15 protein-coding genes are annotated in these 18,029 nt (G+C 61.8%); 3 read left to right on the forward strand and 12 right to left on the reverse strand.

The window, feature by feature from the left end:
• Positions 1-21 precede the first annotated feature (21 nt).
• A complete protein-coding gene (locus JJC00_RS28120) occupies positions 22-1,467 on the forward strand; it encodes a Spy/CpxP family protein refolding chaperone (protein WP_246773948.1) in 1,446 nt (481 codons plus the stop codon).
• 268 nt (positions 1,468-1,735) lie between these two features.
• On the opposite strand, the gene JJC00_RS28125 is transcribed toward JJC00_RS28120, so the two are convergent.
• Both JJC00_RS28125 and JJC00_RS28130 read right to left on the reverse strand, forming a co-directional pair.
• On the reverse strand, positions 1,736-3,142 hold the full coding sequence (locus JJC00_RS28125) for an OpgC domain-containing protein (protein ID WP_200469101.1): 1,407 nt from the start codon (positions 3,140-3,142) through the stop codon (positions 1,736-1,738).
• 74 nt (positions 3,143-3,216) lie between these two features.
• Positions 3,217-3,399 carry a hypothetical protein gene (locus tag JJC00_RS28130; RefSeq protein ID WP_200469102.1) on the reverse strand — a complete coding sequence of 61 codons (183 nt, stop codon included), beginning with the start codon at positions 3,397-3,399 and terminating at the stop codon, positions 3,217-3,219.
• A 530-nt stretch (positions 3,400-3,929) separates the two neighbouring features.
• Between JJC00_RS28130 and JJC00_RS28135 the strand changes: the two genes are divergently transcribed.
• Positions 3,930-4,592, forward strand: a complete 663-nt coding sequence (locus JJC00_RS28135) for a response regulator (RefSeq protein WP_200469103.1) — start codon at positions 3,930-3,932, stop codon at positions 4,590-4,592.
• 19 nt (positions 4,593-4,611) lie between these two features.
• Here JJC00_RS28135 and JJC00_RS28140 read toward each other — a convergent pair whose 3' ends face one another.
• The 10 genes from JJC00_RS28140 to JJC00_RS28185 form a co-directional block, all read right to left on the reverse strand.
• Complete coding sequence (locus JJC00_RS28140) at positions 4,612-6,708, reverse strand: MASE1 domain-containing protein (protein ID WP_200469104.1); 2,097 nt, start codon at positions 6,706-6,708, stop codon at positions 4,612-4,614.
• Between the two features lie 866 nt (positions 6,709-7,574).
• A complete protein-coding gene (locus tag JJC00_RS28145; protein WP_200469105.1) occupies positions 7,575-8,438 on the reverse strand; it encodes a sugar phosphate isomerase/epimerase family protein in 864 nt (287 codons plus the stop codon).
• Positions 8,438-9,628 carry a dihydrodipicolinate synthase family protein gene (locus JJC00_RS28150; RefSeq protein ID WP_200469106.1) on the reverse strand — a complete coding sequence of 397 codons (1,191 nt, stop codon included), beginning with the start codon at positions 9,626-9,628 and terminating at the stop codon, positions 8,438-8,440. Before JJC00_RS28150 ends, JJC00_RS28145 begins: the two co-directional genes overlap by 1 nt.
• A gap of 10 nt (positions 9,629-9,638) precedes the next feature.
• Positions 9,639-10,790, reverse strand: coding sequence for a Gfo/Idh/MocA family protein (locus JJC00_RS28155; RefSeq protein WP_200469107.1), 1,152 nt, complete (start codon positions 10,788-10,790; stop codon positions 9,639-9,641).
• A complete protein-coding gene (locus tag JJC00_RS28160) occupies positions 10,787-12,184 on the reverse strand; it encodes a hypothetical protein (protein WP_200469108.1) in 1,398 nt (465 codons plus the stop codon). Before JJC00_RS28160 ends, JJC00_RS28155 begins: the two co-directional genes overlap by 4 nt.
• 4 nt (positions 12,185-12,188) lie before the next feature.
• Positions 12,189-13,037 (reverse strand): ABC transporter ATP-binding protein, encoded by an 849-nt coding sequence (locus JJC00_RS28165; protein ID WP_200469109.1) that lies wholly within the window; start codon positions 13,035-13,037, stop codon positions 12,189-12,191.
• The gene (locus JJC00_RS28170; protein WP_200469110.1) at positions 13,034-14,026 is read right to left on the reverse strand and encodes an ABC transporter substrate-binding protein; all 993 of its coding nucleotides are present in this window, start codon (positions 14,024-14,026) and stop codon (positions 13,034-13,036) included. The genes JJC00_RS28165 and JJC00_RS28170 overlap by 4 nt, the downstream gene beginning before the upstream one ends.
• Before the next feature lie 51 nt (positions 14,027-14,077).
• Complete coding sequence (locus tag JJC00_RS28175) at positions 14,078-14,887, reverse strand: ABC transporter permease (protein ID WP_200469111.1); 810 nt, start codon at positions 14,885-14,887, stop codon at positions 14,078-14,080.
• 317 nt (positions 14,888-15,204) lie between these two features.
• Positions 15,205-15,864 (reverse strand): TetR/AcrR family transcriptional regulator, encoded by a 660-nt coding sequence (locus JJC00_RS28180; RefSeq protein ID WP_200469112.1) that lies wholly within the window; start codon positions 15,862-15,864, stop codon positions 15,205-15,207.
• 203 nt (positions 15,865-16,067) lie between these two features.
• Positions 16,068-16,916: a VOC family protein gene (locus JJC00_RS28185; RefSeq protein WP_200469113.1), complete on the reverse strand. Its 849-nt coding sequence runs from the start codon at positions 16,914-16,916 to the stop codon at positions 16,068-16,070.
• A gap of 209 nt (positions 16,917-17,125) precedes the next feature.
• Between JJC00_RS28185 and JJC00_RS28190 the strand changes: the two genes are divergently transcribed.
• Complete coding sequence (locus JJC00_RS28190; protein ID WP_027528861.1) at positions 17,126-18,019, forward strand: sugar kinase; 894 nt, start codon at positions 17,126-17,128, stop codon at positions 18,017-18,019.
• Positions 18,020-18,029 lie beyond the last annotated feature (10 nt).

Genomic DNA, 18,029 nt, shown 5'->3' on the forward strand with positions numbered 1-18,029 from the left:
CCGGCCATGGCACCCCGGCCGATGCCGCACATCGCCGCCCCCTCGCACCCCAGCGCACCGCCGGCTGCGCGCGAGCAGCTGTCGCGGCGGGATCAGATCGAACAGCGCGCGCAACAGCGCCAGCAGCAAGTCCAGCAGCGCCAGCAGATGGTGCAGCAGCGGCAGCGCGAGATGCTGTCGCGCCAGACGACGGAGCGCCAGACCCGCATCGATCGCTTGCAGCAGCGTGTGCAGCAACTCCAGTCGCAGAAACCGGAAGGCGCCCGGGCGTTGCGCCAGCAGCAACGGACGTTGCAGACGCAGAACCGCTTGCTTCAGCGTGAGCAGCGTGCGCAGCAAAGCGATCTGACGCGCCAGCAGCGGCTTGGACTACAGGCTCCGGCCGGGCGCACGCCAGCTACTGCGGCGGCTGCGCAGGCCGCCGAGCGCGGGCGATTTGCCGAGCGCTTCCGCGGGCAGGCCGCTGCGCAAGCCCAAGCGGCGCTCACCACCCGCCAGAGCGGCTGGGCGCCCCGGCAGGCCTGGCGACACCGCCATCCCGCGGTGTTCGTGGCGTGGCTTGGGCCCGTGTTCTGGCCCTACGCCTATTCCGACATTTTCAACTACACGTTCTGGTCCTATGCTTACGAGCCCGGCTATTGGGCGTACGCGTATGACGACTTCGTCGACACCGTGTTCTGGGGGAGTGACAGCCCCTATTCGGCCTATGCCAGCATCAACCCGTATGACTATCCGCAAGCCGGCGGCGGCTCCCGCGTGCGCCAGCGCGCCAGCGTGAGCCCGCAAACGCTACAGCAATTGTGCAGCACACCGGACAAGGGCGTCACCGCCTGGCCGCTTGCCGATATCACGCAAGCGGTGCGGCCGACGCCGGAGCAACGTGCGCTGCTCGACGAGTTGAAGACAGCGGCAGCCAGGGCTGCCGATATGTTCAAGGACTCCTGCGCGGAGACCTACGCACTCACCCCGCCTGGCCGCTTGCGGGCAATGGCGAACCGCATCAACGCGACGCTGGAAGCGGTCAAGATCGTGCGACCGGCACTGGAGAATTTCTACAACTCGCTGAGTGACGAGCAGCAGGCCCGCTTCAACGCGCTCGGCCCCAATGTCGGCGACCGCTCGCAGCAGCAGCAAGCGGGCGCCGAGAGCTGCGGCGATCCGAAATCCGGCCTGACCCAGTTGCCGATCCAAAGGATCGAGGCCGTGCTCCACCCCGCCGGCAAGCAGAAGGATGCGCTCGACCGCCTCAGTGAAGCAACAGCCAAGGGCGTTGAAGGCCTCCAGGCGGCTTGCCCGAACGATATACCGCTGACGCCGGTCGGGCGGCTGGAAGCGATGCAGCACCGGCTCGAGGCCATGTTGACGGCCGCCAAGCTGGTCGAGCCCGCGCTGGACGAGTTCTATGCCACGCTAAGCAGCGAGCAGAAGGCACGGTTCAACACGCTGCAACAGGTCGCAGGCCCGTAGCGGCTGCGCCGCCTTCTGTCGTTGCAATTTGCGCCGCGGCCGAATGATGCGGGGTGCGCAATCGTCCTGCTTCACAGCTCGACGACATCATCTATATCCCCGCGGCTCTCTCTGTGAGAGTACAGCGGCACGGAACGCAACGACAGCTTCGTTCTGACCTCACGCGGAAATCGTCTTCCGCTCAGCATCATCTGTGTTTGTGATCGGTTCAGGCTGCTCTATCTCATTCGAGCCAGCGGCGTTGCATTGTTGGAAGTGAGAAGACAACTCAAGATCGGCCAGATGATCCCAGTATTCTGCTTCTGCGAGCAGCTTCCATTTGTTCATGCTGTTGTAGGCGGCCTGTTGGCGGCACAGCGAACCCATCTCGCAAGCTGACAATCCTCATCCAAGTCTGGACATCGGCTTTGGGCAAGGTTCTGGCCGCCGGTCCATCCGAATTCGCGTGGCCCCCGGCGAAACGACTCCAGGCGCGCCAGCCGACGGCGCCCCAGCCTTCCTGCTCGGCGCGCGCACTCATAGACGCTGCGACGGTCAGCTGCTGACTCGGTTTGCTCTTGATCAAGTTCAGCAGCGTCGCCGCCACGATCATCATCAGGACGCCAGCAACGCTGAGCGCGATCTGCATCGCCAGCCCTTCCGAAACATCGAGCAGCGCCAGGACGCTGGCGAGCGTAAGCAGAACGCCGAGGCAGTAGATCGGCAACGAGTTCTTGCCACAGAGAATCGCACCGCGCATCACTGTCGCCGTCAGCCCTCGCTGATTGGGAGGCACGAGCCATACCGCCAAAACCGCAAGGGCCAAAAAATGCAGCAGCCTGAATGGGTCGAGATTTGATTTATCCATGGGATAAAACAGTTTCAGCAGCGCCTGTGGGATTATTCCGTCCAATAGTTTGGTCCTCCAGCTCAATGCGATGATTAGGCTGAACACCAGATAGAGAGCGGCGGGCACAAGCGCCGTGCGTGACGTCACCCATGGCCGCGCTCTCTCGCCTTCGATCGTCGACCACGCGCCAAGTACAACAAGCAACTGCCAGGCTATGGGATTGAAGGCCCAGTGGCCGCTCGGCCACGCGGGTATCACCCAGCCGAATACATGCACCAGGGTATAAAGCGCCAGCGAGGCGCCGAGCATCACGTTCGGCACTCGCAGCAGCAGCCACAGCAGCGGCGCGAATAAGAGATGAAGAAGCACGAAGATCGGCAACACGTCGGTGTTTACCGGACAGTATTGCAGGATTGCCGCGTGCATGAGCGTCGCGCCTGGCTGGTTCAATAGAATGCGCGTATTGCTCTCGTCAGCAAGACGGTCCCCGCCTGCGAGGTAAACCAGGATCGCACAGGAGAGCGTGAGCAGCAGAAATGCGGCATAAATATCCCAGCTTCGCCGCAGCGTCCGCCTGATCAGGCCGGTCCAGCCCTCGCAGCGCCATACCTTGCCGTAGGCCAGTGCGCAGGTCACACCCGAGACGAACATGAACACTTCCGCGGCATCGCTGAAGCCGTAGTTCCGCAGCGTCAGCCAACTTCCGATGTTGTTGGGAACATGGTCGAGAAAGATGCACCAGAGCGCGATGCCGCGGCAGGCGTCAATTCGCAGATCGCGGCCGGAACCTTTTAGCTCCGGCAGCGCGCTTACCAATGGCTTCGGGGTGGCAGTTCGATCATGCATCTGGTTGCCTCGTCCGGCGCGCAAGCACTCTTCAAGACGAACGATCAAGAGGGACAGAAGGCGAGCTCTCTACGCTATGAAAAGCACGCGATAACCGCGAGAGCAAAATCGGCGAGATTAAAATCGGCGCTGAAATTCGGTGCAAGCGTGATGAGAAGCCCGCCAGCGGTAGCAGCGCCGACAATAGCAGCAGCAATTCTGGTCATTTTTGCAATCCCCTCTGAACCTGCTGGGAAAGCCAATGCCGCGAAAAACATCCTACCCCCTGCGGAATCCTAACAACGCCGCAGTCTAGAGCTGATTCACGCCCAACCCCGCCATGACCCCAATTGCGACAACGATCATAAGGTGGCGCTTGGCAGTAGCTCTTGGCGGTGAGGCTGTTCGTGGAGGAGCATCGTTCAACCGACACAGCTTGTAAATCAGCCCGAGGTCCGGACTGGGAGATCCCTTGGTCCTATGATCAAGGTACCGCACAGCTCTCGGCTTCAATCTGACGTCGCTCAGGCCACATCATAGGCATGTCACCATTGCGCATAGGCCAAGGAGAGGCCGACTCGCGCGGACCCTCGTGGTCCGCGCTCGCTTTTCTCGCTGTTGTACTGTGTGGCACACCGCCCATCGGCTCCCATCTTGAGTGGCCTGACCGTCAACCGCTGGTCGGGATAGGGATGGCGGATGGGCGGTTCGAGAGCCAATCCTTGGCCACCTTCGTGTCGCCAAAGGCCCGAAGGTGGGTGTATGGTTCTTAAATTGGATCTCCGTGCAGGATGACGGAGAGCTTTTTATGAAGGTCCTGATTGTCGACGATCACGCATTGATTCGCGAGGCCCTGCACTCTGTTCTGAAGCAACTGAACCGAGAAGCGGTCGTTCTTGACGCTTCGAACAGCCATCAGGCAATGTGCATCGTCGAGGAACATCCGGACATCAGCCTCATTCTGCTTGATATCAATTTGCCCGATCGAGATGGTTTTTCTGTTCTTCGCGAACTGCGTGAGCGCTATGCGACCATTGCTATCGTCATCCTCTCGTCGTCGGATGATCAAGACACAGTCAAGCGCGCTTTCAAACTTGGCGCTTTGGGTTTCATCCCGAAAACTACCGAACGTGAGGTTATACTCAGCGCTATCAAGTTGGTGTTCTCTGGCGGCGTTTACATTCCCTCACAAATGTTGGAGGAAACGGGGAGTCCTCGGCTTACAGATAAGCCAGCGGCACGCGACTCGCTCAAGGGTATCGGGTTGACCGATCGGCAGATTGAGGTACTTGCGCTCCTGATGAAGGGAAGAAGCAACAAGGTCATTGCCAAGACACTCAATATGGCAGTACCGACAGTGAAGAACCACATCACGGTCGTTCTCAAGGCGCTCGGTGTAGCCAGTCGCACCGAGGCGATAATAAAGGTAGGAAAAATGGGCTGGGAGTTGCCGCCAAAATCTGAACCATAAAATTGCTCCGGCGTCTCTCCTATCCTCCATGATCCCTAAAGAGTTCGTGCATAACAGCGCGGAGCCGCATTGGATCAACAGGCTTGTGCAGCAAAATGTATCCTCTCGCGTTAGCGTCACGCAACGGTTCAGCTGCCGTATCGCCGCTGATCAGAATAGCTGGAATGGAGGAACCAAACGCCGCATTGATTTGTTCAATTGCGCAGATTCCAGTCTTTCCACTCGCAAGATGATAGTCCGAGATTATAAGATCGGGGGGTTGTTGGCGCTGAACAACTCGCATAAGTGCAGCTTCGTCGGATCCGGCGGTAAGGACGGAGTATCCCCAATTGCTGAGCAATCCGCCCGTTCCCTCCGTCACCATTGGAGCGTCAGCAATAACAAGAATGAGTTTCCCTTCGGCCGAAAAAGCTCCGCTGTACGGGGAGTCAACGGGTGCGGTGGACGTGACACATTCATCGACCATCGGAAGCTCGATCGCGAAGCGCGAACCTCGGCCCACACGCGAAGCTAAGTCGATTTGATGGTTGAGAAGGAGGCGAAGCCTGTCAACAATGGCAAGGCCAAGCCCCAGGCCGCCGGACCGGTTCCGCTCTTGGGCGGGAACTTGAACGAACTCGCCAAAGATGTTCTGCTTCTGATCCTTAGGAATACCGGGGCCGGTATCCCACACTTCGATACGCAACGATTCGCCGCGCCGACGGCATCCGACGATGATCCCGCCCCACAACGTATAGCGGACGGCATTGGATACCAGATTGAGCAGTATGCGTTCGAGCAGCATGGCGTCACTCCGCACCCAGGCGTTACTTCGCCTAATGCGTAGCTGTATGCCTTTTTCTCGCGTTGCCTGATTAAAGGTCGTCTCAAGTTTTTGCAGCAGGCGCGCGATTGGGAATTCGGTAATTTTCGGAGTAAGCATCCCAGCATCGAGCCTGGAGATATCCAGGAGCGAATTGAACATTTCATCCATTTCTTTGCGCGCTGCATCGACCCGTTCGATCGTCTTTGTCCTTTCCCCCGAATTGAGCGGCGTGCGCAGCTGGGCAACGAACAAGCCCAGTGCATGTAATGGCTGCCGCAAATCATGGCTTGCCATGGCAAGAAAGCGCGATTTTGCGGCGTTGGCGAGCTCCAATTCTTGCGTACGCTCTGCGACCTTGTGCTCAAGTTCGATCTGCGCGCCGCGCAGACTTTCCTCCGCTTTCTTGCGTACCTCGACGTCGGCGCTGAGCAACAAGCTTGGAACGGTAATACTGATCAAGAACATCAACACCAGCAGGAATGAAGAGTTGAGATCTCCGCTCGTGAAGGGACCGCCGCCCATGAGCGTCCCCCAAATCGTGGCGCCCGCAAGTACCAGCGCGACCGTTGCGGTGTCGCGCGGACCGCGGCGCAGTGCCGCCCATAACATTGGCAAGATCGCAAGAAAACCCAGTGGATCTCGGCCTGGCGTTTGCTCGATCAGGGGGCTGAAAGCAATGAGGCCAACGACCGCCGCTGTTGCAAGCACGCCGACTGTCTCCAAAAACTCATTGCGGCTGAAAGCATAGTGGTGGCCTGCCGCCCAAAGCACAATAACCGGGGTAATCACCAGCGCGCCGGTCGCATCTCCCAGCCACCATGTGATCCAGGCGTCAGCAAAATTCTTGGGTTCGATGTACCCGACGGTTGCCAGGCTGGTTAGTCCAATGCTTGCGCTGATCGGTGTCGCGATCACGACGCAAATCAGAGCAAACTTTGCAACGGAATTTGGCGTTGAAAATGTGTTACAGCCGCCCGACCATCGATTGATGAGATAAGCGCCGACAACCGCTTCGAGAGAGTTGCCGGTTGCAATACCCATTGAGGTGGCAACCGAGCCGGCCGTCGTGGCATTGGCGACCATCGCCGCTGTAAAAATTGCTGGCCAAATCCGATATCCCCGCAACAACACGGCCGCCAGCGCGACACCCGTCGGCGGCCAAATTGGCGTTGCGCTGGGATGAATAGAGGCGAGGGCAAGGCCGCCTTTTGCCAGGGCGAAATAGATCGCTCCAATTGCGACCAGATCCCCGGCATAGCTAATGCTTCGGCAGGAACTTGCCTCCGAAATCAAAAATCGTGAATCGGACATCGTCAACAACTTGGACTACGTTCGCCCCCCATGACTGACTTTTTGATCTTTTGATAAAGGTCAATGATCGCTACTCCGCCGATTAGATGTGCCTCGCGAACAAACGAGCCTTTGCGATCGGATGCGTTCCGGGCCGGAACTTCGATGAGCGATGGTGGACTGCACCAGCAGCACGGCGATTACCGCAGAGCGCGCTGAAAGATGTCAGGGTAGGGCTGACTAATATGTTGAGGGCCGCGCCAGCTCGGTTCTGAAAAATTTCTCAAGCCATACAGGAAACGACCTGCTCGAAAACAAGCATGAGCCGGTGAATAGCAAATTCAATTCACGACTTCGTAAGCGCAAGGACGGTTAGCACAACCACCACTCTCTGCCTTTCGACGGTACAAGCTCCGCGCTTCGGCACTAACCCATCTTCGATCTTATCTAGCTACCCTTTCATTCCCGCGCCCGCTGTCATTTGACGCAGGAAATCGTGTCAGTTCGCATGAAACGAGGGGCAAGAAAATCGGCTTATGACTCCGGTCGCGACAGCGACGCGGCAACTATTGCCGTCCGCTGCTACGACGAGAGCCGGGCGAGACATTTAGCCGCAATTCTGCAGCAGTGCTGGGCGCGGTCCTTGCCACATCGACGCGAGCGGCAACATGATTTGCTGAGCTTCAGGACAATCATTTCAAAATAGGTCATCAAACGGCGACCTGATCAATTCGGCAGCTTTTGGCGCAAAGCGGACCAACTCAGCACGGGCAACTTCAGCAACGGGTCGTGGCTGGTCGAGCGCCCTGGACGAGGCCTATGCACGCTGAGCAGCGAGGAGAAGGCGCACGCGGCAACAAGTCGCAAGCCCGTAGGATCCGCACTCTCTACACCACCGTCCTGTGACGCGCGATGCAGGTCTGCAGCACCTCATCCATCGGCCTGCCCCACCAGTCATTGGAGAATATCTCGATCTCGCAATAGCCGGCATAACCCTGCGCCTCGACGGCAGCGCGCGCGGATTTGATGTCGATGACGCCGTCGCCCATCATGCCGCGGTCGTTGAGGATGTCCCTGGTCGGCACCAGCCAGTCGCAGACATGGAAGGCGAGCAGGCGGTCCTTGCCGGCGCGGGCGATCTGCTCCATCAGCTCCGGATCCCACCAGATGTGATAGACATCGAGCGCGACGCCGAGCATGCCGCTGCGGCCGGGGTCAAGCCGATCGCAGATGTCGAGCGCCTGCTTTGTGGTGTTCACGCAGGCGCGGTCAGCGGCGTAAGCCGGATGCAAGGGCTCGATCGCCAACGGCAGCTTTGCCTGTTTGGCGTAATCGAGCATGTCGGCGAGTGCTTCCTCGACCTGCCCGCGCGCCGCCACGAGATCCTTCGACGCCTCGCTGCCCGGCCGCGAATATTGCGGCAGGCCGCCGACGACGAGCACGATGCAGGGCGCGCCCAGCGCCTTGGCTTCGTCGACGCAGCGCCGGTTGTCGTCGCGCACCTCACCCCGGCGCGCCGCGTCCGAGGTGAACATGCCGCCACGGCAATAGCCCGAAAGATCAAGCCCCGCATCGCGCACGGCGCGCACGGCGCGGTCGAGACCGACGGTCGCGACCTGGTCGCGCCAAGGATCGATGGCGCGGATGCCGTGTTTCGCGCAGGCATCAATGATCTGAACGAGGTCACCCTGCTTGCGGACTGTCGCCGTGTTCAGCGACAGCCAGCGATGGTCGGACAAGAAATCGCGCATCAGGCGTCCAGTCCGTGCGAGGCGAGCACCGTCTTCATCCGCCGGGTCGCCAGTTCAGGATTGGCGAGCAGCCCGGCCTGATCGGCGAGCCGGAACAGCTCGGCCAGATGCAGCATCGAGCGCGCGCTCTCCTGGCCGCCGACCATGGTGAAATGATCCTGGTGGCCGTTGAGATACGCCATGAAGACGACGCCGGTCTTGTAGAAGCGTGTCGGCGCCTTGAAGATGTGACGCGACAGCGGCACGGTCGGCCCGAGTACCTCGTGGAAGCCGGTCTCATCGCCGGCCGCGAGCCGCGACAGCGCATAGGACGCCGCCGGCGCGATCGCGTCAAAAATGCCGAGCAGCGCATGTGAAAAGCCCTGCTCGTCGCCGGCGATCAGTTCGGCATAGTTGAAATCGTCGCCGGTGTACATCTTGATGCGCTTGTCGAGACGACGGCGCATGTCGATCTCGCGCTGCTTGTCGAGCAGCGAAACCTTGACCCCGTCGACCTTGGCGGCGTTGCCGTTGATGATGGCGACAGCAATATCCATCGCCTTGTCGATATCCTTGGTGCCCCAATAGCCCGCCAGCGCCGGATCGAACATGTCGCCGAGCCAGTGGATGATCACGGGCTGCGCTACCCCCGACAACACGCGGTCGTAGACCTTGGCGTAGTCGTCGGCGTTGCGGCCGAGTTTTGCCAGCGCGCGCGACGCCATCAGAATGATGCGGCCGCCGACCTTCTCGACCGCCGAGATCTGCTCCTCGTAGGCGCGGATCACGTCGTCGAGGCTCTTGGCATCCTCGACCGCGAGATGGTCGGTGCCGACACCGGAGAACACCAGCGCGTTGCGCCGCTTCGCGGCTCCGACCGAACGCGTGATCAGCTCCAGCGAGGTCGGCCAGTCCAGCCCCATGCCGCGCTGCGCGGTGTCCATGGCTTCCGCAACGCCGAGGCCGAGGTCCCAGACATGCTCGCGAAAGGCGATGGTCTTGTCCCAGTCGACAGCGGCCGAAAGCCAGGGATCGTTGTCCGCAAAGGGATCGGCGACCGTATGCACGGCCGAGAAGGCGATGCGGTTCAGCGATCCCTCGAGCTTTGCGGGGAAGGTGCGCGAGGCCGCGAGCCGGTAGGTCTCAATCGAGCGATCGGCCTTCGGCAGCTTGAGCGACAATGACGACATCGGCAGGACGGGCTTATTCATGTGTCCCTCCTCAGGCCTTGATCGGGGCGACGTCGATCCAGCGCCGCTCCTTCCAGCTCTTCAGCGCGCATTCGGCGAGCTGTACGCCCTTGACGCCTTCGAGCAGCGTGAACTTGTAGGGCGCATCCTCGTAGACGTGGCGAATGAACATCTCCCACTGCTCCTTGAAGCCGTTGTCGTAGGTGACGTTGTCGGGCAGCTTCTGCCAATCGCCGTAGAAATCGTGCAGCCGCTTCTCGTCGGGGTTCCAGACAGGACGCGGCGTCGCCTGCCGCGCCTGGATCATGCAGTCGGTAAGGCCTGCGACCGCCGAGCCGTGGGTGCCGTCGACCTGGAAGGTGACGAGGTCGTCGCGATAGACGCGGGTTACCCAGGACATGTTGATGTGCGCGATGACGCCACCCTCAAGCTGGAAGGTCGCGTAGGCGGAATCATCCGCGGTCGCCTTGTACATCTTGCCCTGCTCGTCAAACCGCTCGGGAATGTCGGTGTTGCCGATGCAGACCACGCTCTGGACATTGCCGAAGAGATTGTCGAGCACGTAGCGCCAATGGCAGACCATATCGAGGATGATACCGCCGCCGTCCTCGTCGCGGTAGTTCCAGGATGGCCGCTGCGCCTCCTGCCAGCCGCCTTCGAACACCCAATAGCCGAACTCGCCGCGCACCGAAAGGATGCGGCCGAAGAAGCCGGAGTCGCGCAGGAAGGCGATCTTCTTCAAGCCGGGCAGGAACAGCTTGTCCTGCACCGTGCCGTGCTTGACGCCCTTGGCATTGGCGAGCTTGACGACTTCAAGCGCCTCCTCGAAGTTCGTTGCGATCGGCTTCTCGCAATAAACGTGCTTGCCGGCATTGATGGCCTGGGTCAGAAGGCCCGGCCGTGCTTGCGTGGTCGCGGCGTCGAAGAACATGGTGTCGTTGTTGTCGGCGAGCGCGGCGTCGAGGTCGGTGGTCCAGCGCGTGATGTTGAAGCGTTTTGCGAGCGCCTCGATCTTTTCGGCGCTGCGGCCGACCAGGATCGGGTCGGGCATGACGCGATCGCCGTTCTTCAGGCGGACGCCGCCCTGGTCACGGATCGCCACGATCGAGCGGATCAGATGCTGGTTGAGCCCCATGCGGCCGGTGACGCCGTTCATGATGAGGCCGAGGCGTTGGGTGGTCATGCCAATTGCTCCCTAGGTGATTTTGGCTGTTCGAGCGGACGAAGCGCCGACCAGTCCGGATGGACCGACGTCGCAAAGCCCGCAGCATGAAGCGATCCCGTCGGGAGATCGCCGTCGTGAATGGAAAGCCGGATGCCCTGCCCGGCATCGGCGTAGAGATCGGGATGCGCAGCCGCGAAGGCCTGCGCTTCAGCGGTCGGCGTCTCGCCAAAGCCATCGACATAGTGGTGGCCGTTGCGCTCGGCATGGCTGACGCCGATGAAGGCGCCGAGCGCGAGGTCCTGCTGCACGGCCAGGCCGGCCTGACAGGTGAGGTCCTCGCCGGTGACGAAGAATTTTTCGCCGCCCGCGCTCCATTTGGCGGCACGCGTCGCGTTGACGATGGACTTGTAGAGCCCCTTGCAAGACTTTGACGAGATACCGCGATAGCCGAGCGCCCGCGCCGCGGGAAACGCGTCATAGGAATCGTCGGCCTCGTCGATGATGAAACCGCGCGCGGCCAGCGCGCCGAGCGGGGACTGTCGCGTAATGTCGCGCGGCATCGGCTGTTCGATATAGAGCAAGCGCGAAGCGATCGACCGCAGCGCGGGCTCGCGATCGAGCCGGTCGATCAGCGCCTGCAACGCGGCCAGATCGGCATATTGCTCGTTGGCATCGAGCGTCACCTTGTAGTCGCGACCGAGCGTGTCGAGTTCTTTGCCGATGCGCGCCAGCCGCGTTGCGTCGGCAGCGGGATCGCCCGACAGCTTCAGCTTGAAGTAACTCGCACCGGCGTTCTCTCGTACATCGGCAACGCCGCCCTCGCCTTCAACGGTATCGTCGAGGCCGACGGTATGCCTGATGGCAACGCGCGGCAGCGGCTTGCGGCCGGCGAGAAACGTCGTGAGGTCCGCATCCTTCAGGTCTGGCGAAAGCCGCGCATCGATCCCGGCGATGTTGCCGGCCATGCCGTCGAAGAAGTTGGTCTCGGCTCCGCGCAGCAATGCGTCGAGGATCGCCTTGTCGATCTCGGCGGGGCCATAGGCTGCGGCAAGCGCCGGAATGTTCCTCTTCGCACACGTCGCGACCTGCGCGCCGATGCAGGAGGCATGCAGATCGAACGCCGTCTGGAATCCGGACCGTGCGAGATAAAGGCCACGCGCGATATGCAGCGAGTGGCGCAAGCCGTCAACCGTCTGCGCCGGCGACAGCTCTGGCCGCTTGTCGAACCATTTTGGCACAAGCAGTTCGGCGCTGGCGCCAACGGCGGTTCCCCTGCCCTCGACCTCGATCTCCACCCGCACGAACAGCTGCGGCGTCGCGTTGATGGTAACAGCGCCAAAGCGGAACGGCCGCGCGAAATGCACGGGACGCTCGAAGAATGAGATATCTCGCAGCTTCAGGCGCGGCGCCATGGTCTTAGTCCAGCGAACCCTGCGAGAAGAAATGCTTGCGGATGCGTTGCACGAGTTCGGTGAAAACCGGATCGGCCATCACGTCGAGTGAGCGCGGGCGCGGCAGCGGCACGTCGTAGATCGCGGCGACCGCGCCGGGCCGCTCGGTCATCACCAGCACGCGGTCGGCCAGGAACACGGCCTCCGGAATCGAATGCGTGATCAACAGCACCGTCTTCCTGGTCTCGCGCTGAATCCGCATCAGCTCGACATTCATGCGCTCGCGTGTCAGCGCATCGAGCGCGCCGAACGGCTCGTCCATCAGCATGATCCTGGGATCGTGCACCAGAGCGCGGCAGATCGAGGCGCGCTGCTGCATGCCGCCGGAGAGCTGCCAGGGCAGCTTCTTCTCGAATCCTTCGAGCCCGACCAGTTTGAGCAGCGCCTTGGCGCGGGCGAGATATTCGTCCCGCGGCAGCCGCTTCATGTCGATCGGCAGCATCACGTTGGACAGGATGTTGCGCCAGGGCAGCAGCAGCGCGTTCTGGAAGACGATGCCGACATTGCCGTGCGGCTTCGTCACCTTTTCGCCTTCGACCAGCACCTCGCCTGAGGTCGGCGGCAGCAGACCCGAGATCAACTTGAGCAGCGTGGACTTGCCGCAGCCGGACGGGCCGACCACGACAAAGAACTCGCCGTCATTGATGTGGAAATCGAGCGGCCGCAGCGACGGCACGTCGCCGTCGCGCGTCCGGTAGGTTTTCGACACGCCGGATAGTGTGATGCCCGACGCATCGCCGGCAGCCCGGTCGCTCACCAGTCTCAGATGCGCGGCCGGTTGCACGGTTTCACTCACGACTGTCGCAGGTTTCACGAGCCACTCTTCGGCAGGTAATCGTTGGTGTAGAAGGCCTTCGGGTTGTCTTTGGCCTTGGCATCGAGCCCGCCATATTCGACCATCAGGTTGACGCTATCAGTCATGTTCTGGTCGGTGACCTGGAACGGGCGCTTGCTCTTGGTCTCAGCCGTCCGGTACAGCGGAATGGTCAATTCAAAGCCCTGCGTCAGTGTGTCGATCTTGCCGCCCTTCGGGTTGGCATCGAGGATCGACTGCGCGGCCGCCTTCGGCTCCTTCTCGGCGGCTTCGACCGCCTTGGTCGTCGCCGACATGAAACGGCGGACGAGATCGGCATTGGCCTTCACATAGTCGGAGTTGGCGATGATGCCGGAGGAGACCATGTTGATGCCATAGTCGGCGAACTTGATTGGGTAGACGTCCTTGCCGGTGGCGTCCTTGATCTTCATCGACTGGTCCATGACGTAGCCGAGCAGGAGATCAGCCTGGCCGTTGATGACGGCGTTGAGCTTGGTCTGGCCATCGCCGGCAACGGTGGTGAAATCGCTTTCCTTCAGGCCGGTCTTCTTCAGGAACAGCGGCCAGATCTGGGTCATGGAATCGGCCGGCGTGATCGCCACCGTCTTGCCCTTGATGTCTTCGGGCTTCCTGATGTTCTTGTCGACGAGGCCCATGGCGGACATCGGTGAGGTCTGCAGCAGAACGCCGGTCGCAATCACCGGCGCGCCCTTGATCGCGGCGCGCATCATGGTGGGAACGTCGACATAGCCGAAGTCGGCGGTCTTTGCGGCAACCGCCTGCGTGGTCGCAGCCGAGCCGCGGCCTTCCTGGATCTCGAGGTCGATGCCTTCGGCGGCGTAAATGCCCTTGGACTTGCCGTAATAGAACGGCGCGTGCTCGCCATAGACATACCAGTTCAGCATCAGCACGACCTTGTCGGCCGCCTGCGCCGGCGAAACCGCAAACGCCATCAGCGCCACAGACGCAGCCCCAATCCACCGCTTCATCGTCACTCTCCCTTGTCGTTATGTTTCGGCCGTTGTTGGCCGTTGCTTAAATTAAGAAGCGAAAATCACGTCCTCGCGCTGACTGACGTGCCAGGGAATGACCAGCTTCTCGATCCGGTCGACGATCCAGAACAGGATGACGCCGAGCAGCGCGAGGATGACGAGGGCTGCGAACATGGTCGGCAGGTCGAACGTGCCGATCGAGCGCTGCATCACGTAGCCGATGCCGGAATTGGAGCCGACAAACTCGCCGACGACGGCACCGACCACGGCGAGCGTCACCGAGACCTTGAGGCCGGAAAAGATCGCCGGCAGTGCATGCGGCAGGTTCACCGCGCAAAACACCTGGAAGCGGCTGCCCTGCATGGCGCGGGCGAGATCGACCATGTCAGGATCGACCGACTTGAAGCCCTGCACCGCCGAGACGACCACCGGGAAGAAGCCGAGCAGGAACGCCGAGATCACTTTAGGAATAATGCCGAAGCCGAACCAGACCACGAACAAAGGCGCGATCGCGATCTTCGGCACCGATTGGGAGAACACCAGCAGCGGATAGACATAGCTCTCCACCGTCTTCGAGCCCGCGATCAGCATGGCGACGGGAATGCCGAACAGCGCCGACAGCAGGAAGCCGCAGACGGTCGCATAGGTGGTCGGCCAGCACTGGCGCAGCAGCTCGGGCCAATCCGAGCGGAGCACGGCGACGACATCGGCGGGCGACGGGATCTGGTAGGCGGGAATCCTGAACAGCCGGATCGCGAGATCCCAGGCCACGACGATGAAAACCAGGAACAGAAACGGCCGCACCCAGGCCGCATTCAGCATCTTGGACACCGCACTCTGCGGCTTCAGCTCAGCCACGCCTCACTCCCGGTCGTCTTTTTCGTTTCCGGGAGAAATTAACCCGTTGGATAAATACTGTCTAGAGGTTTCCCTGTGACGTTTTGCGCCGGTTCCGGGGGCCGAAGTCGTGCGCGAAGGGGTATCGCATGGTTGATGGCAGGACCGTCGCGCCACCCACAGTGTCATTCCCGCGAAAGCGGGGAATCCAGTACGCCGCGGCTTCTCCTCACCTCACCAGCGTCTCTGGAATACTGGATCGCCCGCTTTCGCGGGCAATGACGGCGGAGATTGAGGAAACGGCGGACGATCCGTCGACCAACGCGCGGACCGCCCCGCTACACCGTCTGCGCCACCGCAGCGCGCGACATCGGCGCCTTGGCGATCTCGAACAACGCGGCCGATTGCCCCGTCAGCGCGGCGAGCACGAGGCCGACTATGTGCGCAAGTCGCTCGTCCTTGGCCTTTTTGTCCAGCAGGTCGCGGCCGAAGATCACACTCAGCGTGGCCGAGTTCGAGAGATAGAAGAAGCAGAGGCCCGCGATCGAGATATAGAGCTGCACCGGATCGACCGCGACCTGGAAATCGCCACTCTCGACACCGCGCCGCACCACGGTGCGGATCATCTCGACGAAGGGCGAGTGCATCGACTTGACCTTGGTCGAGCGCTTGAGGTGCTTTGCGCGCGCGAGGTTCTCGGTCTGGAGCAGCGACAGGAACTCGGGGTTGCGCAGGAAGTAACCCCAGGTGAACTCGATCAGCCGCTTGATGGCCTCGGGCGGATCGAGATGTTCGAGATCGAGCCCCCGCTCCTCGCTGCGGATCTTGTCATAGGCGCCTTCCAGCACCGCGAGATAGAGGTCGTCCTTGTTGCCGACGTGGTAGTACAGCATGCGCTTGTTGGCGCCGGCGTTGGCGGCAATGCGGTCGACGCGCGCACCGGCGAGCCCGTGAGCGGAAAACTCCTGCTTGGCAGCCTCGAGAATGCGCAGCCGCATCCCTTCGGGATCGCGCTGCCATTTCAGAGTTCGCTTTGCCTTTGTCGCCAAACCGGGTGCTCGCTGGGTGCTTACCGTATGCCATGTATCACGCCTCCGCCGTCATTGCGAGGAGCGAAGCGACGAAGCAATCCAGACTGCTACCGCGGAGGGATTCTGGATTGCTTCGTTGCGCTCGCAATGTCGGAGGAGAGAACGGCGTCCTAGTCCACCGGCTTCGGCGAGCGCTCCAGCAGCACCGTCTGGATCCCGCAGGTGCCGTTTCGCACGGTCATGATCCGCGTGCCCGGCTTGCGGCCGTTGCGCACTTCGGTGACGTCCAAGCCGGCGCCGAGCATGCGGGCGCGGGTGGCTTCGATGTCGGCGACGCGCCAGCTCAGGCCCCAGAGACGGTCGTGCCGGGAATCCCCGCCCGCGACGGGGCGGCGCACCACTTCGACGATGAGATCGCCGCAGCGGAAGAACATCAGCTGACCCCAGTCGTGGTGCGAGCGGTCGAGTGCCAGATCGAGCCCGAGCCGCGCCCCATAGAGCGCGGCGGCGCGATCGGAATCCTCGGTCGTGATCACGACATGGTCGAGCCCGTCGATCGGCGCGACGTCGGTCGCAACCGACTTCGGACGCTCCTCAGCAAGCTCGAGGAAGAACATGCGCACGCCGCGCGTCAGCTCGGTGGCGGCCCGCGTGCGCTTCCAGTGCAGGGCCGTGCCGGTCGCGGCGTCGCTGCTCTCGACCTCGGCGACGGGATCCGGCTTCAGCGCAACCCGGTCCAGCCGCCGGTGCATCTTGCTCATGTCTGCGACACGAAAGCACAGGCTGGCGAGCACGCCCTCCTGGTCGTCGAGCAGCGCACGCATCCGGTCAGCGGTCGCGGTAAAGCCGCTCGGTGCCATCAATTCGATGGTCATGTTGTCGAGGGTGAACAGCACGCGGTCGGCGCCCTCGCCGGAATTCTGCCAGGCCGGCGCGCGCCCCAGAAGCGTCTGATAGGCCGCCTTGGCCGCACCGATATCCTTGACCAGAGCGACGATGTGATCGAGGCCGGTGATCATGCTTCCCCTTTTTTGATCGACCTGGAACCTTGGGCCGAAAAACGGCATTTGTCCGGACTTGGCATTACCCGGTGATGGTCGTATTCCGGCCCCATGCTGACCTCAAGCACATCGGGGCGGTTTTGCGAATATTTTCAGCGTCCCAGACGCGGAACCGGTGTTAGAGTAATCTCGCCGGCCGGGACCACCAAGCGCATCACGGACAAGCAATGCAGGCTCTCTTTATCGGACAGACTTATATCGACGTCGTCTTCATCACCGACCACATGCCGACCGGCGACGAAAAGCACGTGGCCTCCGACTACGCGGTCTCTTTCGGCGGCAACGCGGTCACGGCGGCGTTCTGCTGCGCCAAGCTCGGCATCGTGCCCGACCTGATCGCCACCGCGGCCAATGACTGGCTGGGGCGTATGTTCCAGGACATGTGTGCGAAATATGCGATCTCGCTGCACGGGCGGAAGGTGAACCAGTCCTCGCTCTCCTTCATCATGCCGAAGGACGGCAAGCGCGCCATCGTGCGCTGCCGCGACGACGAGCACATCCACCCCTTTCCGATGCTCAATCTCGGCGGCTGCCGCGCGCTGCATGTCGACGGCCACCAGCCCGATGCCGCGATCCACTATGCCAAGGTCTGCCGCGAAGCCGGCATCCTGACCTCGCTCGACGGCGGCGGTCTGCGCACCAACACGCACGAGCTGCTGGAGTTCATCGACGTTGCGATCGTCGCCGAGCGGCTGTGCGAGCAGATGGATCTGACGCCGGAGAAAATGCTCGATTATCTCAAGGGCCGCGGCTGCAAGATCGGCGGCATCACCATGGGTGAGAAGGGCCTGCTCTGGTACGACGAAACTGGGACGGTCCAGGTGATGCCGGCGATGCCGATCCCGCGCGAGCGCGTGATCGACACCAACGGCGCCGGCGACGTCTTCCACGGCGCCTATGTCTATTCCTACCTCGCCCATCCCGGCAAAAGCTGGCGCGAGCATTTTGATTTTGCCCGCGCCGCCTCGACCTTCAAGATCCAGCGCCTCGGCAACGAGGCCGGCCTGCCGACCCTTGTCGACATCGCCAAAGTCAGGCACGAGTTCGAGGTCAAGGTCTAGACTTCGAAGG

The organism is Bradyrhizobium diazoefficiens (assembly GCF_016616885.1).
GTDB lineage: Bacteria > Pseudomonadota > Alphaproteobacteria > Rhizobiales > Xanthobacteraceae > Bradyrhizobium > Bradyrhizobium diazoefficiens_F.